An 18,206-nucleotide genomic window follows, 5' to 3' on the forward strand; every position below is an offset into this window, starting at 1 on the left:
TGCAAGAAAGATAGAAAAAGCAAGGGCTATAGAGATAGCAAAGTCGGCACTTGATGGGGTAGGGCTTTCAGACAGATATGATTATTACCCTTCAAAGCTTTCGGGAGGGCAGCAGCAAAGAGTGGGTATAGCCAGAGCCATAGCTGCAAGCCCCAAGCTTATACTTTTTGACGAACCCACCTCCGCCCTTGATACAGAGCTTGTGGGAGAGGTGTTAAAAGTTATGAAAAAACTTGCAGAGGATGGCGTGACCATGGTAGTGGTAAGTCATGAAATTGATTTTGCAAGGGAAGTTGCCAATAAAGTGATGTTTATAGATGATGGCAGGGTAATAGAAGAGGGAATCCCGAGGGAAGTGCTTAACAATCCGAAAGAACTTAGAACCAGACAGTTTTTAAGCAGAGTGTTGCATAAAGATTAATTTGTTTTTTGATGAAGAAAAATGCATTGAAGGGATTGAATGTGTTAAATGGGTCGAAAATGAGATTGAAATAAAAAACGAAAAAAATGTTATATATAAATATATTGACGATGAAACGAATAGAAGTGTAGATATGATATTTGGTAGCATTCATTCGGTAAAGGGAAAAACGCATTTAGCCACACTTGTTGTTGAAACATATATGAGGACACATAACATAAAGTCCATAAACAATTATGTATATGTAGGTAAAGCTAAGATTAGTAAAACAATAGAGAAAAGATTAAAATGTCAATATGTAGCATTATCAAGAGCTAGAGGGTTAGTGTGCGTGGCAATTCCAGAAGACTCTATAAATGAAACCATAAAAGATGGTTTGCAAAAGGATGGTTGGAATATAGTTTCAATTTAAGGAGATAGAACACTATCTCTCCAGAGTGTGTGACAAAAAGTCTGTAAATTAAAGAATAAATTAGCCTCCTGTGGTAGTATAAAAACACCATAGGAGGAATTTTTTATGGCAAAGAAGAAAGATATCTACAAAATCAAACCACTCAATGATAATAAGAGAAATATTATTCAGTCTCTTATTGAAGAATATGACATTGAGACAGCAGAAGACATTCAGGATGCCCTAAAGGATTTACTAGGCGGAACCATAAAGTCCATGATGGAAGCAGAAATGGATGAACATCTTGGCTACGACCCATATGAACGCTGCGAGAAAGACAACTACAGAAACGGAACTAAGAGAAAGAATGTTAGAAGTAGGTATGGAGAATTTGAACTAGAAGTACCGCAAGATAGAAACAGCACCTTTGAGCCACAGGTTATTCAAAAGAGACAAAAAGACATCTCGGAAATAGATCAGAAGATAATCTCTATGTACGCAAGAGGTCTTACAACAAGGCAGATATCTGAACAGATAGAAGATATCTATGGCTTTGATTGTAGTGAAGGCTTCATCTCCAATGTTACAGATAAGATATTGCAAGATATCGATGACTGGCAAAAGAGACCCCTTGATAGCGTATATCCAATAGTCTTCATAGATGCGGTTCATTTCTCTGTGCGCGAAGACCATGTAATTAAGAAGCTTGCAGCATATGTAATGCTTGGGATAAATGCAGATGGAAAGAAGGAAGTAATATCTCTGCAGATAGGTGAAAATGAGAGCAGCAAATACAGTCTTGGTGTTCTTAATGAATTAAAGAACCGCGGAGTGGAAGATATTATGGTCATTTGCGCAGATGGATTAGCAGGGATAAAAGAAGCGATATATACAGCATATCCAGAAGCAGAATACCAAAGATGCATCGTGCATATGGTAAGGAATACACTTAAATATGTAAACTACAAGGATATGAAATCGTTTGCAAGTGACTTAAAAACAATCTACCATGCACCAGATGAGAAAACAACATATGAGAACATGCAGGAAGTAACTGAAAAATGGAATAGTAAGTATCCTAATTCTATGAAACGCTGGGAAGATAACTGGGATGCTGTAACGCCAATATTTAAGTTCTCGCAAGATGTGCGGAAGGTAATATACACCACAAATGCAATTGAAAGGCTAAACAGCACATACAAGAAGTTAAACAGGCAGAGAAGCGTATTTCCAAGCGATACAGCATTGCTAAAAGCTCTCTACCTATCTACGATGCAAGCTACAAAGAAATGGTATCTTCCGATAAGGGATTGGGCAAAGGTATATGGTGAATTTTGTATAATGTATCCAGGCAGAATGCCGGAAACAAATTAACCTATATAACACAAGAGAAGCCAGCCTAATGGCTTGGCTTCCCTTGACATGCGTAAGCAAATTTAATATATTGACCTAAAGGCGTATTCCCTGCAAACAGCGGGATACATTCAATAATCTACCACAGAAGGCTAATTTACAGAAAAAGTTTCACACACTCCTCTCCATCTCCTTATCCATGTATATTCCATAGTTTTTTCGTATTTGATAAAGCTCGTCCATAGTAGATTTTGTAGAAGAATACTCTTACATAAGGGTATTCTTTTTTTCTGGCTCTTTGTCAAATAGTGTTGATGAAGAATTTTAGGAAGGGATTAAGCAACTAATTATTGCTTAATTCTTTTTTGTTTTGGGCCAAACATTTTTATTATTAAAATAATCTTGTTTCTAAAATGGTAATAGTCTCTAAAGCCGTAGGCATTTCTTTTGAGTACTTTTATTTTATTGTTTATTCCTTCAATGGGGCCATTTGTTCTAGTTGGATACTCACAAGTATTTTGAATATATGGCAGGTAAGTAATAAGAGTCTTTAATACTCTTTTTAAAACAGGAGGTAGATTTAATTGAGTAGCTGCTTCAATCGTTTCCTTAAATTCTATATAATCTCTAGACAACAGAACAGTTAGAAGAACAAAATAAAATACTTGCTGAAAGACGAAAACAGAAATAAAAAATGAAATAGAAGTATTTGCTAAATAATATAGAGAGTTGCATACTTATATTTTACGCCGACAGCCAGACTTTTTGAGGTCTGGCTGTAATTTTTTGAACCGAAAAGAGATTGTGTATGAATACTATTAAAGATTTTATCAGCTTAATGTATTCACTTTTAGACAAGTGAAAAAGAATAAGAGATATTTCATTGCGATTTTGTATTTCAGACGGTAAAATCAAGGGAGATAATGCAGAAGATAATGGAGTGTATGGCGTTGCTTGTACGAGCTGAGTCATCAGTGAAGTAAAAATTGAGTATATTGATATTTCCAGCACTAGATGGAGGGGAAACGATGCATCATATTGAGATTTATGTAAGTAATTTAGATAAAACCAAGGAATTCTATTCTTGGATACTTAGGGTTTTAGATTTTGAGTTATTTCAAGAATGGAAAGACGGATTTTCCTATAAAAAGGACGAATTTTATATTGTTTTTGTACAGACAAAAGAAAAGTATCTTAATAACGGATACAATAGATGTAATATAGGCTTAAATCACCTTGCTTTCCGTTGTCAAACTAAGGGTAAAATCGATCAAATTAGGAAGAATCTTATTCAGAGAAATATAGTTTTGCTTTATGATGATAAATATCCATATGCCGGTGGTGCAGAACATTATGCAGTCTATTTTGAAGATCCGGATAGGATTAAAGTAGAAATTTGCTTGGATTAACTTGAAAATTTTCAGTAATGATGAGAAATGGTAAATTTCAATTTGTAGCTATGTTTCCACATATAGACAGGTTCAATTGATTCATGTTGCGGATATGTCACTACTTGTACGTTCTTAGACAGGAGGATAAAATAATGGAGATTTTGGAAATGAATCCTATTTCGGTTAAAAAAAGAATAACCGAACTACTATTTGATTATCTTATAATCATAACTTACTTGGGTATTCTGTTTCTTTGCGCTATAACTTATTACTACATTGTTTTTAATGGTGTACCAATGCAAACAGAATTTCAGGCACAGACTCTTACATTTTTTATCAGTGTTTTGCCAATCATGCTTTATTTCACATTTTTGGATTATGCAAAAAATGGAAGTTTTGGGAAATCAAAAGCAGGGCTTCGTCTGGTCTATCAGAAAAAAACAATTCAGGCCAGCTTAATTAGAAATTTCATCAAATTTTTACCTTGGCAATTAGGGCATATGGGAACTATTCATGGAGTCTATAGTGATTTTGATCTAATATCCATTATCCTCTCGTCTTTAGCAACCCTACTTGCACTGTTGTTACTAGCAATGGCAATTTTTAGAAAAGATAAAAGGCATCTAGGAGATTTGCTAGCTCATACACAGGTCCAGCTAGAGGGTGACAATAAGTGATTCAACTTAGCAGTTCAAAAAACGTGGCTATGGGGCACAGTACGTGCAACCCGTGGATATGTTCTTGATGACCGCGCATGTTGAGTGTGTAAGTTTGTTAGTGAAATGTGGATAATCGTTCAAAAATCAGAAGGACTAGAGATGTATATGTTGGAATTATATCAAAATCCTTCTTATAAAGATCTAGTGGCATTTGGGTCCTTAAAAGAAGGAAAAGAATTTATATCCAAAATAACTGGATATACTCTAGAAAATGAAGATGATTTTGTTCAAGGTAATAAAGTAGAAATAACGAACATTTATATGAAAGGATTAGAGTAAACATGAGTCTCTTATTTGAAGAATTTAAAACCATTTGTTTCCATTTAAATCGAGTCGGAATTACACCGACACTGATGGGTTCTTTGGGATTGGAGTTTAGAACGAAAGAAAATTGGGGGCCGTCTGACATTGACATTCATGTGCCTGGTGACCCTAGAGGTTGGGAAGCACCTGATCATCTCAGAATTTATGACTGGGACAAGATAATGAAAGTGATGAAAGACTTAGGCTACGTCTTGATAGATATTCATGAGCATGAATTCAAAAAGAATCGAGTGAGTGTTGAATTTGGAAGTATCGATACCTTATCTGATTTTGCAGGAGTTTCGGAATCGAATATAGAGCTTATTCAGATTGAAGGCATCACTTTTCGTCTTCCAAGTCTGGAACAGTATCTAAGTATTTACAAAGCTTCTTCTCAAGACTCCTATCGAAATGATCACAATAACAATAAGGATTTTAAAAAGATCGAGTGGCTGGAAAGACATTTGTAAATTATCATATGAAAAGTAGTAAGTTGTAAGACTGGCTGCTATGTTATTTTTATCATCATTTTTATAGGTCATTTAATTTATACTATATTGGCTAGTAATAGAATTAGTAAAGAAAAGGATTTTAAATTTTAGATCAGCTTATCCATTATTGAAAGTAACGATTTTATAATTAGATGGTTAATGTTAGAGAATTATCAATTGTAATTTTAAGTGGAGTTATGGATGTCGTTTCTTTTGGAAGAAGTGATCAACTTTCCGTTCCACAGTATCATTTTAAAATGATTTTCATTGCCTTTTGTTTATTAGTATAAAAGCAGAATATTACCACAGGTTGAGGCGGTATCACTTCTTGTGCAAGCTGAGGCATCAGCGAAGTAGAAGTAGATGTTCGGCCCATGCAATGTACACCCAAGAAAACGAGGAAGGTGAAGAGTGATTAGCTGCGTGCTAGTGCAAAAGGAATGCCCAACATATTAATCTAATATAAGTATTAAAACGGTGTAGACAAATGCAAATTTTGGAGGGGTAGATTATGGCTTCAAGTAAAGAGTATTTAGATTTCATTTTAGAACAATTATCCGAGTTGGAAGAAATAACATATAGATCAATGATGGGCGAATATATCGTTTATTATCGTGGAAAAATTGTTGGTGGGATTTATGATGATAGATTTTTAGTGAAGCCTGTTAAATCTGCAATAGCATATATGCCAAATGCAAAGTATGAGTTACCATATGATGGAGCAAAGGAAATGCTATTGGTAGATGATATTGACAACAAAGAATTTTTAACCGGCTTATTCAATTCGATGTATGATGAGTTGCCTGCACCAAAACCGAAGAAAAAGAAATAATCAAATTAGAATTTGTTGAGAGTATTTGAATGAAAAATGCCGTTATATATGTTCATGGTAAGGGCGGTAATGCAGAAGAAGCTAATCACTATAAACATTTTTTTGATGACAGCTTTGAAATCATTGGATTTGATTACAAATCATTGAACCCGTGGAATGCTAAAATCGAGTTTATAAATTATTTGCGAAACAATAATAACAATAAATATTTTAAGAAGTGGGTTGTTGATGGAAATAATAGAGGTTATGGAAAACAGGAAAAATTATATTGAGTTGCTATTATTGGCAGATGAGCAGGAGGATATGATAGACCGTTATATTGATAAGGGTAAAATGTTTGTACTTGATGATAATGGTATTAAATGTGAGAGTGTTGTAATCGATGTGGGGAATGGCGTACTTGAAATTAAGAATATTGCGACAGTTCCGGAATATCAAGGCAAAGGTTACGCGAAAGCCATGATTAATTTTATTATCACGAAATACAGAGGAGAGTATTCTACCTTGCAGGTAGGAACGGGCGATAGTCCAATGACGATTCCGTTTTACGAAAAGTGTGGGTTTGTGCGATCACATATCGCCCCGAACTTCTTTACAGACAATTATGACCATCCAATATATGAAGGTGGCATTCAGTTGGTAGATATGGTTTATTTGCGGAGATCTTTCTAAATTCAGTTTGTGGAGGTAATAACCTTTAACGATAACCTTATGTTATTGTGAAAAAGGATGTGGATATGTTTCCGATGACTGCGTATGTGGAGTGTATAGCGTTGATACAAAGAGTCAAATCGTGAAAATCCTCCATCGTAAGCAATCATGCAAACAGCTGGAATTTAAGGAGAGAAAAATGATTTTAGAAACAGAAAGATTGATTCTTCGCCCATGGGAAGAAAAAGACGCCAGTGATTTATTTCAATATGCCAGTCATCCTGAGGTTGGTCCGAGTGCAGGTTGGCCTGTACATACCAGTGTTGAAAATAGTAGAGAGATTATAAAAAGTGTTTTTTCCGCACCAGAGACATACGCCATCGTTTTAAAAGAAACGATGCAGCCAGTGGGTAGCATAGGATTGATGATTGGCTCTGCAAGTCATATAGGGATTCCTGATACCGAGGCGGAGATTGGTTACTGGATAGGAGTTCCGTATTGGGGTCAGGGTCTTATCCCAGAAGCAGTTCGAGAGATAATGAGACATGGATTTGATGACCTGAATCTGGAGAAATTGTGGTGCGGTTATTTTGATGGCAATACAAAGTCACAGAGAGTTCAGGAAAAATGCGGCTTCCGTTATCATCATACAAAAGAGAACGTTCCATGTGCTTTGGAAGGTGTTCTTCGCACAGAACATATAACCTGTTTATCAAAGTCAGAATGGATTTCATTTAAGTAAATCACTGCTTGTACGAGCTGAGGCATTAGTGAAGTAGAAGTAGATGTTTCACTAATGTGACAAGGCACAACAGAATGTTAAAAAGTAATTTGAGGGAAACCGTTGTAATAAAACTTAAAGTAAATCTTGCTTTTAAGTATGAAACTTATTTCAAAAAATTAGGCGATAAGGAAGATAACAGTTATATTATCGCTATAGAAAAAGAGCAATGAAATATTTTCATCGCTCTTTTTCTTCATCGCTACTTATATTTTGATTATTTTGAAATATGTAGAATTTCAAAAGTCGGTAGGTGTTTATCAGGTTTATTGGTATAAAATGTAAAGATACATTTTTTCCATTTATCGGGATTAAAAACTACAATTTTACCACTTTCATCATTTTGTAATTGCTCATAAATAGTAAATGTCTTTAAAGATTCAGAAACTTTTATATCAACGATTTCTAATGTGACATACTTGGCCGAATCAAAATGGTCCGACAATTCGACTGATGTGGTTACTCCAATTTCAATATTTTGCCAACCGAAAGAAGTTAAAATATTATCAAAATAACCATCAAATATAAATTTGGTCATTCCATTAGTTTCTTTCCAAATATATAGTGGACAATAACTATTAAATAGTTGACCTTCAGATTTTTCAGAGATTAAATAGACTTTTAAAAATAAATCTTCAAAACCATCCATCAAGTGCCCTGTCTTTTGGACACGTTGTCTAATGATATTCATATCATAATCAGATGGTAATTTTATAGTGTATTGCATTGCTTGCATGGAAGTACCTCTTTTCTAATTTATACTTATAGTAAATATGATTTCTGTAATTTTGAATAATACTTAATTATGATATAATTATCATAAAAAATGATAAGGTGTTTTAGATGAATTTTAATGATATGAAAATCTTTGTGACAATCTATGAAACAAAATCCATAAATAAAAGTTCAAAGATTTTACAATATGCACAATCAAATTTAAGCGCTAGATTAAAAGTGATTGAAACTGAACTGGGGTGCAAGCTATTTCTTAGAAATTATAATGGATTAGTTCCAACTGAAAAAGGAGACTTGTTTTATCAATTTTGTAAAGAAACTTCTAATAATTTGGAGAATTTAAAAAAGAGGATTTCAAAGGCAAAAGTAACCGTCTTAATTTCAGAATTATTATTAAATCATGATATTAATAATTTGCATACAATTGATTTAGGTATAAGTGATATCACTATCAAAAAAACTTCAGAAATACCAAGTGTCGCTCAGCAAGAAGATTTTGATAAGATTTTTTGTTTTCAAAAGATCAAAAATCTTAACAATTATGATGAAATTCTAGGAAACATTGAAGCAATGTATTTTTGCTCAAGCAATCAATTGGTTGCCAAGAAGACACCTTTTTTAATTAATAAAGATGAAAATTGTCCTTTTAGAAAAAGAACCGTAAGAGAGTTCGCTCATTTAAAAGAGTTTGTAGAAATTGATTCATTTGAAAATATTATTACCTTAGTTGAAAAAGGACAAGGAATTGCCTTGTTACCCACATGGTTGAAAAATAGATCGAACATAAAACCTTATACTCAAGATTCTGTTAACATTCCTTTTTATCAGTATGAAAAGAAAGTTTAAAATAACTATTTTATATAGATAAAGCAAAGGTATCCAATAACCAAACTAGGGATTTTCCATGAGTTTATTTAAATAAAAAGGTTTATGATATATATTCTTATGTTAAATTAAGAAATAGTCGGTAACTCTCTATTTTTGGGGGTCGTTCTAGTTAAGGGATATAGTTCCGAGGGTTCATAGATATAGAGTATAAAAAGGAGGACTGTCATAGGAGCTTGAAATGTCTATATACATTTTTTGACAAAAATAATTAATTTTGTAAAAGGAGGATATTTATGTTAGGAGCAATTGTTGGAGATGTTGTGGGTTCTGTTTATGAATGGAACAATATTAAAACGAAGGATTTTCCCTTATTTAGGGATGATTGTTTTTTCACAGATGATACGGTAATGACCTGTGCTGTGGCAGAAGCAATTATGAATGGCGGACAGAAGGAAGACTTCATTGATGCCATGAAGAAGTACGGCAGAATGTATCCAAATGCGGATTACGGTGCCAGGTTTAACCGGTGGCTTATGACCGACAACCGTGAGCCTTACAATAGTTTTGGGAATGGTTCTGCGATGCGTGTTTCTCCGTGCGCTTGGGTGATGGAGGCTGCAACAAGCGAGTTGCCGTCCGAGGGAAAACGTCTGGCGCAACTTTCTTCAGAGGTGACGCATAACCATCCAGAAGGAATCAAAGGGGCTATGGCAACGGCAGATGCAATCTTTATGTGCCGTTACTTCTTTGGCGCTCATGCTAGTGACAACGGGCAATCAAATAGCGATACCCCTGAGGAGATTAAAAGACGCATCAAGGAACACATCGAGAAAGAGTATGGATATGACCTTTCTAAAACGCTAGATGAAATTCGCCCGACCTATCGTTTCAATGAAACGTGCCAAGAAACCGTTCCTCAGGCGATTGTTGCCTTTCTGGAGAGTACAGATTTTGAAGATGCGATTCGAAATGCGATTTCTCTTGGTGGGGACAGCGACACTCTTGCTGCAATCACAGGAAGTATCGCAGAGGCAGCTTATGGAATTCCTGAGTGGATCACAGACAAGGTTTATACCTATCTAGATGAGCCTTTAAAAGATGTGCTCAGACGATGGGAAGAATTCGTTGTAATCAAATAATCGTATATATTAGTGTATGACCATATGTTTACGGGGCATGCGGATTGACGTTAACGTCATAGATATGAAGGGTGGAGATGATGGTTTGGCGGAAAATAGACCTAGTTTTAAAGAGATAAAATCATTTGAAGAATTTAACCAATACTATTGGTATCGAGAGGAACTTTCCCAAATTTGTAAGTCTCTTGGATTAGAGTATAGAGGTACCAAGAAAGAATTGGTTTATATAATTGAACAATATTTTCAGGGAAATAAAATAGAGAAATCTGTGAGGAAAGGTCTCAAAACTCAATCCGAAGTAATCACTTTAGAGACTCCGCTCCTGAACTGTGGGTTTTCTTTTAACCAGAAGTTTAGAGATTATTTTGCAGCGGTAACAGGGGTTAGTCCCTTTAAATTTAATGCAGATATGGCAACTGCTTGGAGAAAAGTAAAAAGGGATAATGATTTAAAATTTACGATTCAAGATATGATTAAAATTTATTATGGAGAGTCCGATTACGCCAAGTATGATCATTCGGCTTGTCAATGGAATCAATTTTTAAAAGACTTTTGTGCAGATGAATGTAGCCATCAGTATGCGAACAAGCTAACCGTTGCAGCGATCCTTTGGAGGGAAGTTCGAGATTCAAAAAATGAAAAAGTTTATTACAAACAGCTTCTGAAAGAACATAGCCACAAAATAGAGGAGTATCATAAATAAACATCTTCTGTTTTTCTGTCTGATACGTTGTTTAGAAAACTCTATGTACCTTTAAAAGGATTATAGAGAGGGTCGTCATGCAGACAGGTCTATTGGATGTACATTGTGAGTGCTTGTTTCGTGTGATTAAAGGTATCGTAATAATGTTTAGAATGAAAAAGTTTAGGAGGGTCATCGATGGTTATATTGGAATTGTATCAAGGTGATTATAAAAAAGATTTGGTCGCGTTTGATTCTTTAGAAGAAGGAAGAGCTTTTGTCGCTCAAATCCCTGGATATACTTTAGAAAAAGAAGATGAGTTTGAAATGGAATCTTTTAATCCTGTACGCTTACCGGATTATATAGAGATTGTCTATAATGGAAACATTGTACCTTTGTCTAAATGGATGTTCGACCCTGCGGAAATTGTGGTCATTGTTTGGAAAGAAATTTCGAATCTATCCGTTAAAAACAATAAAATGATCGAAGGATACTCACTAATCGATGCTTTTGTCATTCATAACGATGAAGTGAAAGACTATGTCGAAGCCAGAGAAGCAAACTTCCGCAAGGCAAAAGCTTTCATAGAAAGTAAAGGGTATGAAGTCGATAGAAGCTTTTTCGGAAGTGAAGACGGCGAAGCGATTCTCTACAGAAAAAAAGGTGCCAAAGATTGGCATTTCTTATGTCACTTAGACCCGCTGTTTGTAGGGATTGAAGATATAGAGGGGTATGTGAAAGAAGAGATTGACTCATTCAGCTAAAGGCCGTTGAGAAGGCATGACGTGGTTGTAGGAGTTGAGATTAAAGGAGCACTATTAGTGAAAGCATTAATTGTTTTAGATTGTCAAAAAGGGATGTTAGCTAGAGGGGATTTTGACCTGCTTAGAGAGAATATTTTGAAGTTACAAGAGATGTTTAAAGTGAGCGGGGACCTCATTATTCATACGCGACATATTGATGAGAATGAGGAGAGTATTATTTACAATGGAGACCAACGAGGAGCGCTTGACGAAGAGCTTTCTGCGGATGTGGATTTTATTGTAGAAAAAGACTCACCAAATATTTTCCAGAGTGAAGAGTTGAAGGTAATTCTTGCGAATCATCCGGTAGACGAAGTGGTGATTACGGGATTGAACGCGGAATATTGCTGCTTATTTTCTGCCATTATCGCTTCAGACAGAGGCTATAAGGTGACTTATATTGAAGATGCAACGGGCAGCGTCAATGACGGCGACACTTATGAAATGCCAGGACTTGACCTTGTGGACTTCGTTGGATGCGTCTTGGATTGGTCTGGGCAAGTCAAGGTCCTATACTTCGATGAGTTCAAAGAGAGAGGGTAACAGTCGTTTTTTGGGCTCGAAAGAGTCGATAAAGAAACTATAGATAGAATTGAAATCAGAAGCAGGCAAAGTAACATTTGTCTGCTTCTTTTTTTATAAGAATATGCATTTTGCCATTGAAGGGGCCAAGGGAATGTGAGATAATGGGCTAAGACAGTCATTTGTTTTTATATAAATTGACGAAGGAGAAATAAATATGGCTAAGTTTAGTTTACAACCAGATGAAGCAATGATTCTACAAGAAGTTTTCGTAGAGCATGGTTTCGGAATAGCAACTGCTTATACGGATGAGTTGTATTTGACAACTCGAAATATATATTGTGTTAATAAGGGAGTTTTTGGAAATACCAAAAATATTTTTTGTTATCCTCTTAATCAACTGAAAAAAGTGAATGGACGTCCACAGGCTATTCAAGGCAAGAAAACTAATGGGACCCCGTCATTGGAAATTTATCTTATGAATGGTAATGAGTCTTTTAGTTTTAAGTCAAATAATAAATCAACGATAAAAAAATGGATTAAGGAAATAAATAAGGCACTTGGATACGAAGGTGAAGAAGATGATGAGTTTGATGATAGTGGAACTCTAATGGGAGAAATGAAAGGTGCCTTCAATAATGCTATGTCTGAATTGGGGATTAATTTTCAGCTAGGAAAGAAGCAAGTACAAAAGCAGGCTATTCAAAGCGAATCGCAGAGTAAAATTAATAAAAAATGCATTTCGTGTTCGGCACCATTGATTGGTTATAAGGGACAGCTGGTACACTGTAAATATTGTGATACGGATCAAACATTATAGTTGGAGGATATTTGAAATATGGGAATTATTAAAGCGTTTACTGGAGCAATCAGTGGTAGTTTTGCTGATCAATGGAAGGATATATATACTGCAGGAAGTTTTGATGAGCATGTCGTAGTTATGCCGGCTATACAGAAGTCCTTTAACAATGGAAGAGGTTCTAATTATAAAGGTTCAGAGGGCGTTATATCGAATGGTTCTAAAATCTATGTGCCTGAAAATACAGCTGCTTTTATCTTTAATCAGTCTGGAATTGAAGAGATTATTACTGAAGCTGGTGGATATGAATACCAGAACGGACAAGAAAGTATATTTAATGGAAACGGAATAGTAAAATCCATATTTAACCAAGTTTCTGATAGAGTAGGTTATGGTGGAATCACATCGGACAATAAACAAATTGCGTTTGTAAATCTCCGGGAAATTCGAGATATTAAATTTGGCACTAAGGGAGCACAGGTCTATAATGACTACTATTACGGTACAGATTTAGAAATTTTTGCATTTGGATCTTTTACTATCAAGGTTGTAGACCCTGCAAAATTCATTCGTAATTTTGTGCCTGCCAATGTGAATTATTATACTTTTGATGATACTAAAGTTCGTTCACAGATTCTTTCTGAATTTTTACAGTCGTTTACTGTTGCATTAAATTCTATGTCTAATACATATAGAATTTCTCAGCTTCCATCGCAGGCAAATGCGCTCGCTCAAGCTGTTATTAACGATAATAATAATGCAGGAACTTGGCCGGAAAGATTTGGATTTTCAATAGTTCAAGTTGCAATCGAAAATATTGAGTTTACTGATGATTCAAGAGAACTTGTTAAACAGTACTCATCGAATAAGATGAATATGAAGGCTTATGAGGATGTATCACAAAAAACATCCAATATTGCTGCTCAACAAAAAATTGCTCACGGAATCCAAGATCACGGCTTAGGAGACGGTGGAAATATTATTATGGGCATGAATATGGCTCAAGCTTTGAATCCAAATGCTTCTCAAAAACAAGAAAGTTCATCAATGTCTTTCGATCAGCAGATTGAAGCTTTAAAGAAATTGAAAGATCTTGTAGACGCTGGAATTCTTTCTGAAGACGAGTTTAATACCAAAAAGAAAGAGATTATGGGATTATAAACATAATTGTATTTTCATTGATAGACATGGAGGGATGATGGATTTTACTCTAAGAGATGAGTGAATCTGACATCCCTTTTTTTATACGAAAAGATAATCTTAGACAAATTCCACTAAGAAGTTGGATATCTTCCCTACGACTTGATTTTATAAAAATTCTTCGTGTAATTGAGCAAATTAACCCTTAAAAATTGTTTTATCCCTTAAAAATGGATGTGATTTAAGGGATAATTATAAAATATTGATTTTTTATTTCTACAGCAAACCGGGGTCCTGTCAAAGAGCTCCGGTATTTTTGCATTCTTTATGGAAAGCAAGCTTGACATTTTGTTGAAAACTAATTATATTGGATGTAAAGTAAACTTTCCATATTGAGAGGTGATGCAATGTGAAAAATAGGATTGAGGAAATTCGAAAAGCAAAAGAAATTACACAAGAAGAACTTGCGAATGCACTTGAAGTATCTAGGCAAACGGTGGGTTCTTTAGAAAACGGAAGATATAATCCGTCTATTATATTGGCATTTAAAATCGCGCGTTTCTTTGACATTTCGATTGAAGAAGTATTTATTTACGAGGAGGATCAATATGAAGACGAATAAATTGTGGTATCTAGGATATTTAGTAGGGATTTGTAGTTTACTGGCAGTATTTACACTTAACTTGAATGAATTGGTTAGAGTGTTATTGAGTTTCGTGTTTTCCATTAGTGTATCTGTTTCATTTGTACAACTCGCACACTATAGACTATTGGAAAAGGATCGCGATTACAAAATTAGTATGAATGATGAACGGAATGAAAAAATCAGAGATAAAGTAGATGCAACGATGGCATCTGTACTCATGCTTTTAATGGGAGTTATCGCAGTAGTATGTATTGCAATACAGGCATATGTACCAGCAGCTCTGTTAGCTATTTCGCTAGGAAGTTCTCCCATTCTAATGATGATGATGAATAAGTATTACGAGGGAAAATACTAACTCTAGATATGGAAGCTATGAATTCACCTTTCCTAAGTCATTGAAGCAAACTGGTGAACATGAGATAATGGATTCGAATCGTATTTGAAAATGATATTGCCGTACTTGAAATCGAAACAAGCAAGTTTGAAGTGGCAATTAGAGAGTTTGGAGGAGAAACAATGGATTATCAAGCAGTACGAAAAAAATACACACTATATACTAGAGGCGCGGGTATTGTAGCAATGGTTCTGATTCTTTGTGTCGCAGTGGTGATCAGCGATACGCTTCTTCAAACGGTGGGAGTCTTAGTGGTCTTCGCAGGACTATTGCTGGGAATCCAACTGATTAATAAATGGTATTTAGGCAATGTAGCGAAATTACTTCACGTGGATTTGGATTTAGCATCGTGGAAACAATATATCGAGTTCAATAAAACGGCCAAAAGAGCGGCCCTTCAGATAGATGCAAAAACGACAGAAGTCTCTTACGCCTACATGACGGGGGACTTTGAAACAGCAGTTCAGAAAGCCAAAGAGGCCTTGGAATTGGAGGACCTTAAACCAGAATTTAAGGATATTTTGGAAAGCTATTTAATTCGTTCAGTCGTTTTGAGTCAGCCAGAATTAAGCCGAGAAGAACTGGATGCACTGCTTAACGAGCTGACGATTACAGAAGAGACATTGGCCAAGAAAACCGAACAAGTAAGTGTAGCTCTCTATGACTTAACCATCGCGCATGAGAGTAACGACTACTTCGAAACTTTGACGAATGAATTCAAGTATCCACAGTTAGAAATTATCTACTATCAAGCCTTGAATTCTACCATTAAAGGCGATGCGGCTCGGGCTCACGAATTACTAAGCAAGCTGGTTCATGAAGATGAAGAGTTGTATGTGGTGAGAATGGCAAAGGTTCTATTGAATGGGACAGTTGAAAGATAGAAGAAGCATCATTACAAAATATTTTGTAAAAAGATAAATAAGTTTTTGAATTAATGGAGATAGAGAATGAAAATTAAAAAATTAGATAGAACAATGGGATTATTTTTTGTGATTTCAACGGTAGTGTTGATTTATATGTTTTTTACAAATCGAGAGTTTTTTACGTGGGCTTTTTCAAGACACCAAAATATTCTCAGTTGGTATATCAGACCATTGTTTATAATCCCAATTGTTATTGGTGCTTATAAACAATCTTTTTCGATTTTGTTTATGTCGATTTTTGGCTTATTTACGAGTATGTTTTGGTTTCCAAAACCAGAAGTGGTGGACGAACAGGTTCATTTATTCTTAGAGTTTGAAAAGAACTATTTAACGAGTGGCTGGACAACGGAGAAAATAGTCGTTTGTACATTGATTTTATTATTCTTTATTTTTATGATTTATACTACTTGGAATCGAAAATGGGGACAATTATTATGGGTTGTAATTGCTGGAGCTGTATTAAAGGTCGTCCATAGTATCCTATCTAGTGGAGAAAACGGAATGGCGCTCGTTAAACCAGCAGCTACTGGGTTAGTGATTTGTATAGTGATCATCGTCTTTATTAAGAATAAAAAAGAGAAAAAATAGTCGTTTTAACCAAGGAAAGTGTGGAAGTTCATATAGACGAATAGAGTACACCTTATCAGTAGGATAAGGTGTTATTTTTATGCGGAATCCACAAGTGTAAGAACTGTGCTATAATGGTTGTATTCATTTTTCAGAAAGAAGTGATTACCGTGGATTTTAGAGTAATAGGAGATACTTATAGATATGGCGTTAGAGTATCAGCCATTGTAGTGAAGGATGGAAAGTTGCTCACTTATAAGGTAGAAGGCCAAAATCACTTAGTGGGCGGGGCGATATTAGTCGGCGAAGCAAGCCGTAAAGCTGTAGCCAGAGAAGTGAAAGAGGAATTAGGTGTCGATTGTGAAGTCGAAGAATTAATGTTCGTTGTTGAAAATCGATTTGACTATAAAGGTGAACTCCATCATATGATTGAATTTCATTATAAAGTGACTCTTCTAGGGGAGGTTCCATCTCATACGTTGGATGAAGGAAAATATGAATGTGAATGGATAGACCTCCAAAGATTAAGTGAGTATGATATACGACCTCAATATTTAATAAAAGAATTACCCCTTTGGAAAGCTGGAATAAAACAGATTGATATAGGACTATAATGGAGGACCAAAGATGTTTAAATATATGAATGATTCAATAGAAAAGGGTCTTACACCAGTAACGACAAAAGATTTAGAACAAAAATTTATAGATTTGGGAATCAAGCGAGGGGATATCGTTCTGACACATGTTTCATTGTCATCTATGGGATATGTGATTGGAGGTCCAGAGAGTCTTTATAATGCTTTAAAGAGTGTTGTTGGGGAAGAAGGGACCATTGTTGTGCCGTCTCAAACGGTTGAAATCTCTGATCCTGTGAATTGGCACTATCCTCCAGTTCCTGTAGAGTGGCATGATAGCATTAGAGAGGATTTGCCAGCTTATAACAAGAAATTGTCGTTTTCTAAATCAATGGGTAGCTTTAGCAATTTTATTGGAATTTTACCTCAAGCCATTAGAGGAGAACATCCGATGTATTCGTTTACGGCTATTGGTCATCGAGCGGCTGAAATTGCTCCAAATGAAGGGTTTGATTTTCCATTTGGAGAACAATCACCCCTTGGAAAGATGTATGCATTAAAGGCTAAAATACTAATGATTGGAACAAATTTTGAAACCAATACCTCTTTACACCTAGCTGAAAATAGATTAAATCGAGAAGTATTGATAGAGCGAAGTAAAATTTCAACGACCAATGGCGATGAGTGGATTGAATTTAAAAATGTAGATTTAGATAGTTATGATGATTATTTAGAAATCCAGAAAGAATTTATGAAAGCTCATCACGTTGGAAAAGAAACTCTGAACGGCGCAGAATTACTCTTAATCGATATGGCAGAATGCGTTGATTTTGCACGAAACTATTACATTGAAAGAAATCTAAAATAATCAGCGTAAGTATCGATATGCTATTTCTAAAACAAACCGGAGCTTTGTAAAGGGCTCCGGCCTTTTTATTTAGCAACTGCCTTCTTGTAGTACAGTTCTAATCCCAATGCTACAACTAGAAGGAATACACCAACTGGTAAGTAGAGGGTTGGGTAGACGGAGCTTGTTCTGTAGATATCGAAGACTCCTTTGAGGAAGCTGCCGAAGATGAACGTGAGGCCCCATCTTGTAAGATGCTTGTGTGCCTT

Annotated in this window: 26 protein-coding genes and 1 pseudogene; 25 read left to right on the top strand and 2 right to left on the bottom strand. The window is 35.4% G+C overall.

Features of this window, described 5'->3' with window-relative positions:
* The 3 genes from Q0594_RS01120 to Q0594_RS01130 form a co-directional block, all read left to right on the top strand.
* Positions 1-421, top strand: a 421-nt coding sequence (locus Q0594_RS01120; protein ID WP_298729165.1) for an ATP-binding cassette domain-containing protein, incomplete at its 5' end; no start/stop codon positions are given.
* Position 422: 1 nt separating this feature from the next.
* A complete protein-coding gene (locus Q0594_RS01125) occupies positions 423-833 on the top strand; it encodes a hypothetical protein (RefSeq protein WP_298729166.1) in 411 nt (136 codons plus the stop codon).
* Between the two features lie 105 nt (positions 834-938).
* Entirely contained in the window at positions 939-2,186 is a 1,248-nt protein-coding gene (locus tag Q0594_RS01130; RefSeq protein ID WP_298729167.1) for an IS256 family transposase, read from the top strand.
* Positions 2,187-2,512: 326 nt separating this feature from the next.
* Here Q0594_RS01130 and Q0594_RS01135 read toward each other — a convergent pair.
* Positions 2,513-2,794: pseudogene (locus Q0594_RS01135) on the bottom strand (transposase); the annotation flags it as partial.
* A gap of 399 nt (positions 2,795-3,193) precedes the next feature.
* Here Q0594_RS01135 and Q0594_RS01140 point away from each other — a divergent pair.
* The 9 genes from Q0594_RS01140 (at position 3,194) to Q0594_RS01180 (ending at position 7,506) form a co-directional block, all read left to right on the top strand.
* On the top strand, positions 3,194-3,574 hold the full coding sequence (locus Q0594_RS01140; RefSeq protein WP_298729168.1) for a VOC family protein: 381 nt from the start codon (positions 3,194-3,196) through the stop codon (positions 3,572-3,574).
* Positions 3,575-3,705: 131 nt separating this feature from the next.
* Positions 3,706-4,233 carry an RDD family protein gene (locus Q0594_RS01145; protein ID WP_298729229.1) on the top strand — a complete coding sequence of 176 codons (528 nt, stop codon included), beginning with the start codon at positions 3,706-3,708 and terminating at the stop codon, positions 4,231-4,233.
* A gap of 141 nt (positions 4,234-4,374) precedes the next feature.
* Positions 4,375-4,554 (top strand): hypothetical protein, encoded by a 180-nt coding sequence (locus Q0594_RS01150; RefSeq protein ID WP_082160249.1) that lies wholly within the window; start codon positions 4,375-4,377, stop codon positions 4,552-4,554.
* Positions 4,555-4,556: 2 nt separating this feature from the next.
* Positions 4,557-5,048 (top strand): nucleotidyltransferase, encoded by a 492-nt coding sequence (locus tag Q0594_RS01155; RefSeq protein ID WP_298729169.1) that lies wholly within the window; start codon positions 4,557-4,559, stop codon positions 5,046-5,048.
* Between the two features lie 532 nt (positions 5,049-5,580).
* Complete coding sequence (locus tag Q0594_RS01160) at positions 5,581-5,901, top strand: TfoX/Sxy family protein (RefSeq protein ID WP_298729170.1); 321 nt, start codon at positions 5,581-5,583, stop codon at positions 5,899-5,901.
* A gap of 29 nt (positions 5,902-5,930) precedes the next feature.
* Positions 5,931-6,173, top strand: a complete 243-nt coding sequence (locus Q0594_RS01165; protein WP_298729171.1) for a hypothetical protein — start codon at positions 5,931-5,933, stop codon at positions 6,171-6,173.
* Positions 6,130-6,573 carry a GNAT family N-acetyltransferase gene (locus tag Q0594_RS01170; protein WP_298729172.1) on the top strand — a complete coding sequence of 148 codons (444 nt, stop codon included), beginning with the start codon at positions 6,130-6,132 and terminating at the stop codon, positions 6,571-6,573. Before Q0594_RS01165 ends, Q0594_RS01170 begins: the two co-directional genes overlap by 44 nt.
* Positions 6,574-6,751: 178 nt before the next feature.
* The gene (locus Q0594_RS01175; protein WP_298729173.1) at positions 6,752-7,294 is read left to right on the top strand and encodes a GNAT family N-acetyltransferase; all 543 of its coding nucleotides are present in this window, start codon (positions 6,752-6,754) and stop codon (positions 7,292-7,294) included.
* Positions 7,295-7,368: 74 nt separating this feature from the next.
* Positions 7,369-7,506: a hypothetical protein gene (locus tag Q0594_RS01180; RefSeq protein ID WP_298729174.1), complete on the top strand. Its 138-nt coding sequence runs from the start codon at positions 7,369-7,371 to the stop codon at positions 7,504-7,506.
* A 44-nt stretch (positions 7,507-7,550) separates the two neighbouring features.
* Here the strand turns inward: Q0594_RS01180 and Q0594_RS01185 are convergent, their stop codons facing one another.
* Positions 7,551-8,069: a DUF4865 family protein gene (locus Q0594_RS01185; protein WP_298729175.1), complete on the bottom strand. Its 519-nt coding sequence runs from the start codon at positions 8,067-8,069 to the stop codon at positions 7,551-7,553.
* Positions 8,070-8,176: 107 nt separating this feature from the next.
* On the opposite strand from Q0594_RS01185, the gene Q0594_RS01190 reads away from it, so the two are divergent.
* The 13 genes from Q0594_RS01190 to Q0594_RS01250 all read left to right on the top strand — a co-directional run bounded on the left by Q0594_RS01190 (position 8,177) and on the right by Q0594_RS01250 (position 17,958).
* Positions 8,177-8,914, top strand: a complete 738-nt coding sequence (locus Q0594_RS01190; protein ID WP_298729176.1) for a LysR family transcriptional regulator — start codon at positions 8,177-8,179, stop codon at positions 8,912-8,914.
* A 275-nt stretch (positions 8,915-9,189) separates the two neighbouring features.
* Positions 9,190-10,035: an ADP-ribosylglycohydrolase family protein gene (locus Q0594_RS01195; protein WP_298729177.1), complete on the top strand. Its 846-nt coding sequence runs from the start codon at positions 9,190-9,192 to the stop codon at positions 10,033-10,035.
* Between the two features lie 85 nt (positions 10,036-10,120).
* Complete coding sequence (locus Q0594_RS01200) at positions 10,121-10,738, top strand: SAP domain-containing protein (protein ID WP_298729230.1); 618 nt, start codon at positions 10,121-10,123, stop codon at positions 10,736-10,738.
* Between the two features lie 177 nt (positions 10,739-10,915).
* Positions 10,916-11,482: a hypothetical protein gene (locus Q0594_RS01205; protein WP_298729178.1), complete on the top strand. Its 567-nt coding sequence runs from the start codon at positions 10,916-10,918 to the stop codon at positions 11,480-11,482.
* A gap of 21 nt (positions 11,483-11,503) precedes the next feature.
* Positions 11,504-12,064 carry an isochorismatase family cysteine hydrolase gene (locus Q0594_RS01210; protein WP_298729179.1) on the top strand — a complete coding sequence of 187 codons (561 nt, stop codon included), beginning with the start codon at positions 11,504-11,506 and terminating at the stop codon, positions 12,062-12,064.
* Positions 12,065-12,260: 196 nt separating this feature from the next.
* Positions 12,261-12,863 carry a hypothetical protein gene (locus tag Q0594_RS01215; protein ID WP_298729180.1) on the top strand — a complete coding sequence of 201 codons (603 nt, stop codon included), beginning with the start codon at positions 12,261-12,263 and terminating at the stop codon, positions 12,861-12,863.
* A gap of 18 nt (positions 12,864-12,881) precedes the next feature.
* Positions 12,882-14,003, top strand: a complete 1,122-nt coding sequence (locus Q0594_RS01220; RefSeq protein ID WP_298729181.1) for an SPFH domain-containing protein — start codon at positions 12,882-12,884, stop codon at positions 14,001-14,003.
* A gap of 388 nt (positions 14,004-14,391) precedes the next feature.
* Positions 14,392-14,604 carry a helix-turn-helix transcriptional regulator gene (locus tag Q0594_RS01225; protein WP_298729183.1) on the top strand — a complete coding sequence of 71 codons (213 nt, stop codon included), beginning with the start codon at positions 14,392-14,394 and terminating at the stop codon, positions 14,602-14,604.
* Positions 14,591-14,983, top strand: coding sequence for a DUF2178 domain-containing protein (locus Q0594_RS01230; RefSeq protein WP_298729184.1), 393 nt, complete (start codon positions 14,591-14,593; stop codon positions 14,981-14,983). Before Q0594_RS01225 ends, Q0594_RS01230 begins: the two co-directional genes overlap by 14 nt.
* A 131-nt stretch (positions 14,984-15,114) precedes the next feature.
* A complete protein-coding gene (locus Q0594_RS01235; protein WP_366518780.1) occupies positions 15,115-15,906 on the top strand; it encodes a hypothetical protein in 792 nt (263 codons plus the stop codon).
* Between the two features lie 66 nt (positions 15,907-15,972).
* Complete coding sequence (locus Q0594_RS01240; protein WP_298729185.1) at positions 15,973-16,536, top strand: hypothetical protein; 564 nt, start codon at positions 15,973-15,975, stop codon at positions 16,534-16,536.
* A gap of 149 nt (positions 16,537-16,685) precedes the next feature.
* Positions 16,686-17,129 carry an NUDIX domain-containing protein gene (locus Q0594_RS01245; RefSeq protein WP_298729186.1) on the top strand — a complete coding sequence of 148 codons (444 nt, stop codon included), beginning with the start codon at positions 16,686-16,688 and terminating at the stop codon, positions 17,127-17,129.
* Positions 17,130-17,142: 13 nt separating this feature from the next.
* Entirely contained in the window at positions 17,143-17,958 is an 816-nt protein-coding gene (locus tag Q0594_RS01250) for an AAC(3) family N-acetyltransferase (RefSeq protein ID WP_298729187.1), read from the top strand.
* The last annotated feature ends 248 nt before the right edge of the window (positions 17,959-18,206 follow it).

It is taken from the genome of uncultured Granulicatella sp. (assembly GCF_938030755.1).
Lineage (GTDB): Bacteria > Bacillota > Bacilli > Lactobacillales > Aerococcaceae > Granulicatella.

What these genes read in the sequence shown, in the direction of transcription:
- Q0594_RS01230 (WP_298729184.1), top strand. Translation starts at nt 14,591, where the DNA reads ATGAAGACGAATAAATTGTGGTATCTAGGATATTTAGTAGGGATTTGT.
- Q0594_RS01160 (WP_298729170.1), top strand. Translation starts at nt 5,581, where the DNA reads ATGGCTTCAAGTAAAGAGTATTTAGATTTCATTTTAGAACAATTATCC.
- Q0594_RS01175 (WP_298729173.1), top strand. Translation starts at nt 6,752, where the DNA reads ATGATTTTAGAAACAGAAAGATTGATTCTTCGCCCATGGGAAGAAAAA.
- Q0594_RS01215 (WP_298729180.1), top strand. Translation starts at nt 12,261, where the DNA reads ATGGCTAAGTTTAGTTTACAACCAGATGAAGCAATGATTCTACAAGAA.
- Q0594_RS01250 (WP_298729187.1), top strand. Translation starts at nt 17,143, where the DNA reads ATGTTTAAATATATGAATGATTCAATAGAAAAGGGTCTTACACCAGTA.
- Q0594_RS01170 (WP_298729172.1), top strand. Translation starts at nt 6,130, where the DNA reads ATGGAAATAATAGAGGTTATGGAAAACAGGAAAAATTATATTGAGTTG.
- Q0594_RS01205 (WP_298729178.1), top strand. Translation starts at nt 10,916, where the DNA reads ATGGTTATATTGGAATTGTATCAAGGTGATTATAAAAAAGATTTGGTC.
- Q0594_RS01180 (WP_298729174.1), top strand. Translation starts at nt 7,369, where the DNA reads ATGTTAAAAAGTAATTTGAGGGAAACCGTTGTAATAAAACTTAAAGTA.
- Q0594_RS01185 (WP_298729175.1), bottom strand. Translation starts at nt 8,069, where the DNA reads ATGCAAGCAATGCAATACACTATAAAATTACCATCTGATTATGATATG.
- Q0594_RS01195 (WP_298729177.1), top strand. Translation starts at nt 9,190, where the DNA reads ATGTTAGGAGCAATTGTTGGAGATGTTGTGGGTTCTGTTTATGAATGG.
- Q0594_RS01165 (WP_298729171.1), top strand. Translation starts at nt 5,931, where the DNA reads ATGAAAAATGCCGTTATATATGTTCATGGTAAGGGCGGTAATGCAGAA.
- Q0594_RS01240 (WP_298729185.1), top strand. Translation starts at nt 15,973, where the DNA reads ATGAAAATTAAAAAATTAGATAGAACAATGGGATTATTTTTTGTGATT.
- Q0594_RS01140 (WP_298729168.1), top strand. Translation starts at nt 3,194, where the DNA reads ATGCATCATATTGAGATTTATGTAAGTAATTTAGATAAAACCAAGGAA.
- Q0594_RS01190 (WP_298729176.1), top strand. Translation starts at nt 8,177, where the DNA reads ATGAATTTTAATGATATGAAAATCTTTGTGACAATCTATGAAACAAAA.
- Q0594_RS01150 (WP_082160249.1), top strand. Translation starts at nt 4,375, where the DNA reads ATGTATATGTTGGAATTATATCAAAATCCTTCTTATAAAGATCTAGTG.
- Q0594_RS01130 (WP_298729167.1), top strand. Translation starts at nt 939, where the DNA reads ATGGCAAAGAAGAAAGATATCTACAAAATCAAACCACTCAATGATAAT.
- Q0594_RS01155 (WP_298729169.1), top strand. Translation starts at nt 4,557, where the DNA reads ATGAGTCTCTTATTTGAAGAATTTAAAACCATTTGTTTCCATTTAAAT.
- Q0594_RS01220 (WP_298729181.1), top strand. Translation starts at nt 12,882, where the DNA reads ATGGGAATTATTAAAGCGTTTACTGGAGCAATCAGTGGTAGTTTTGCT.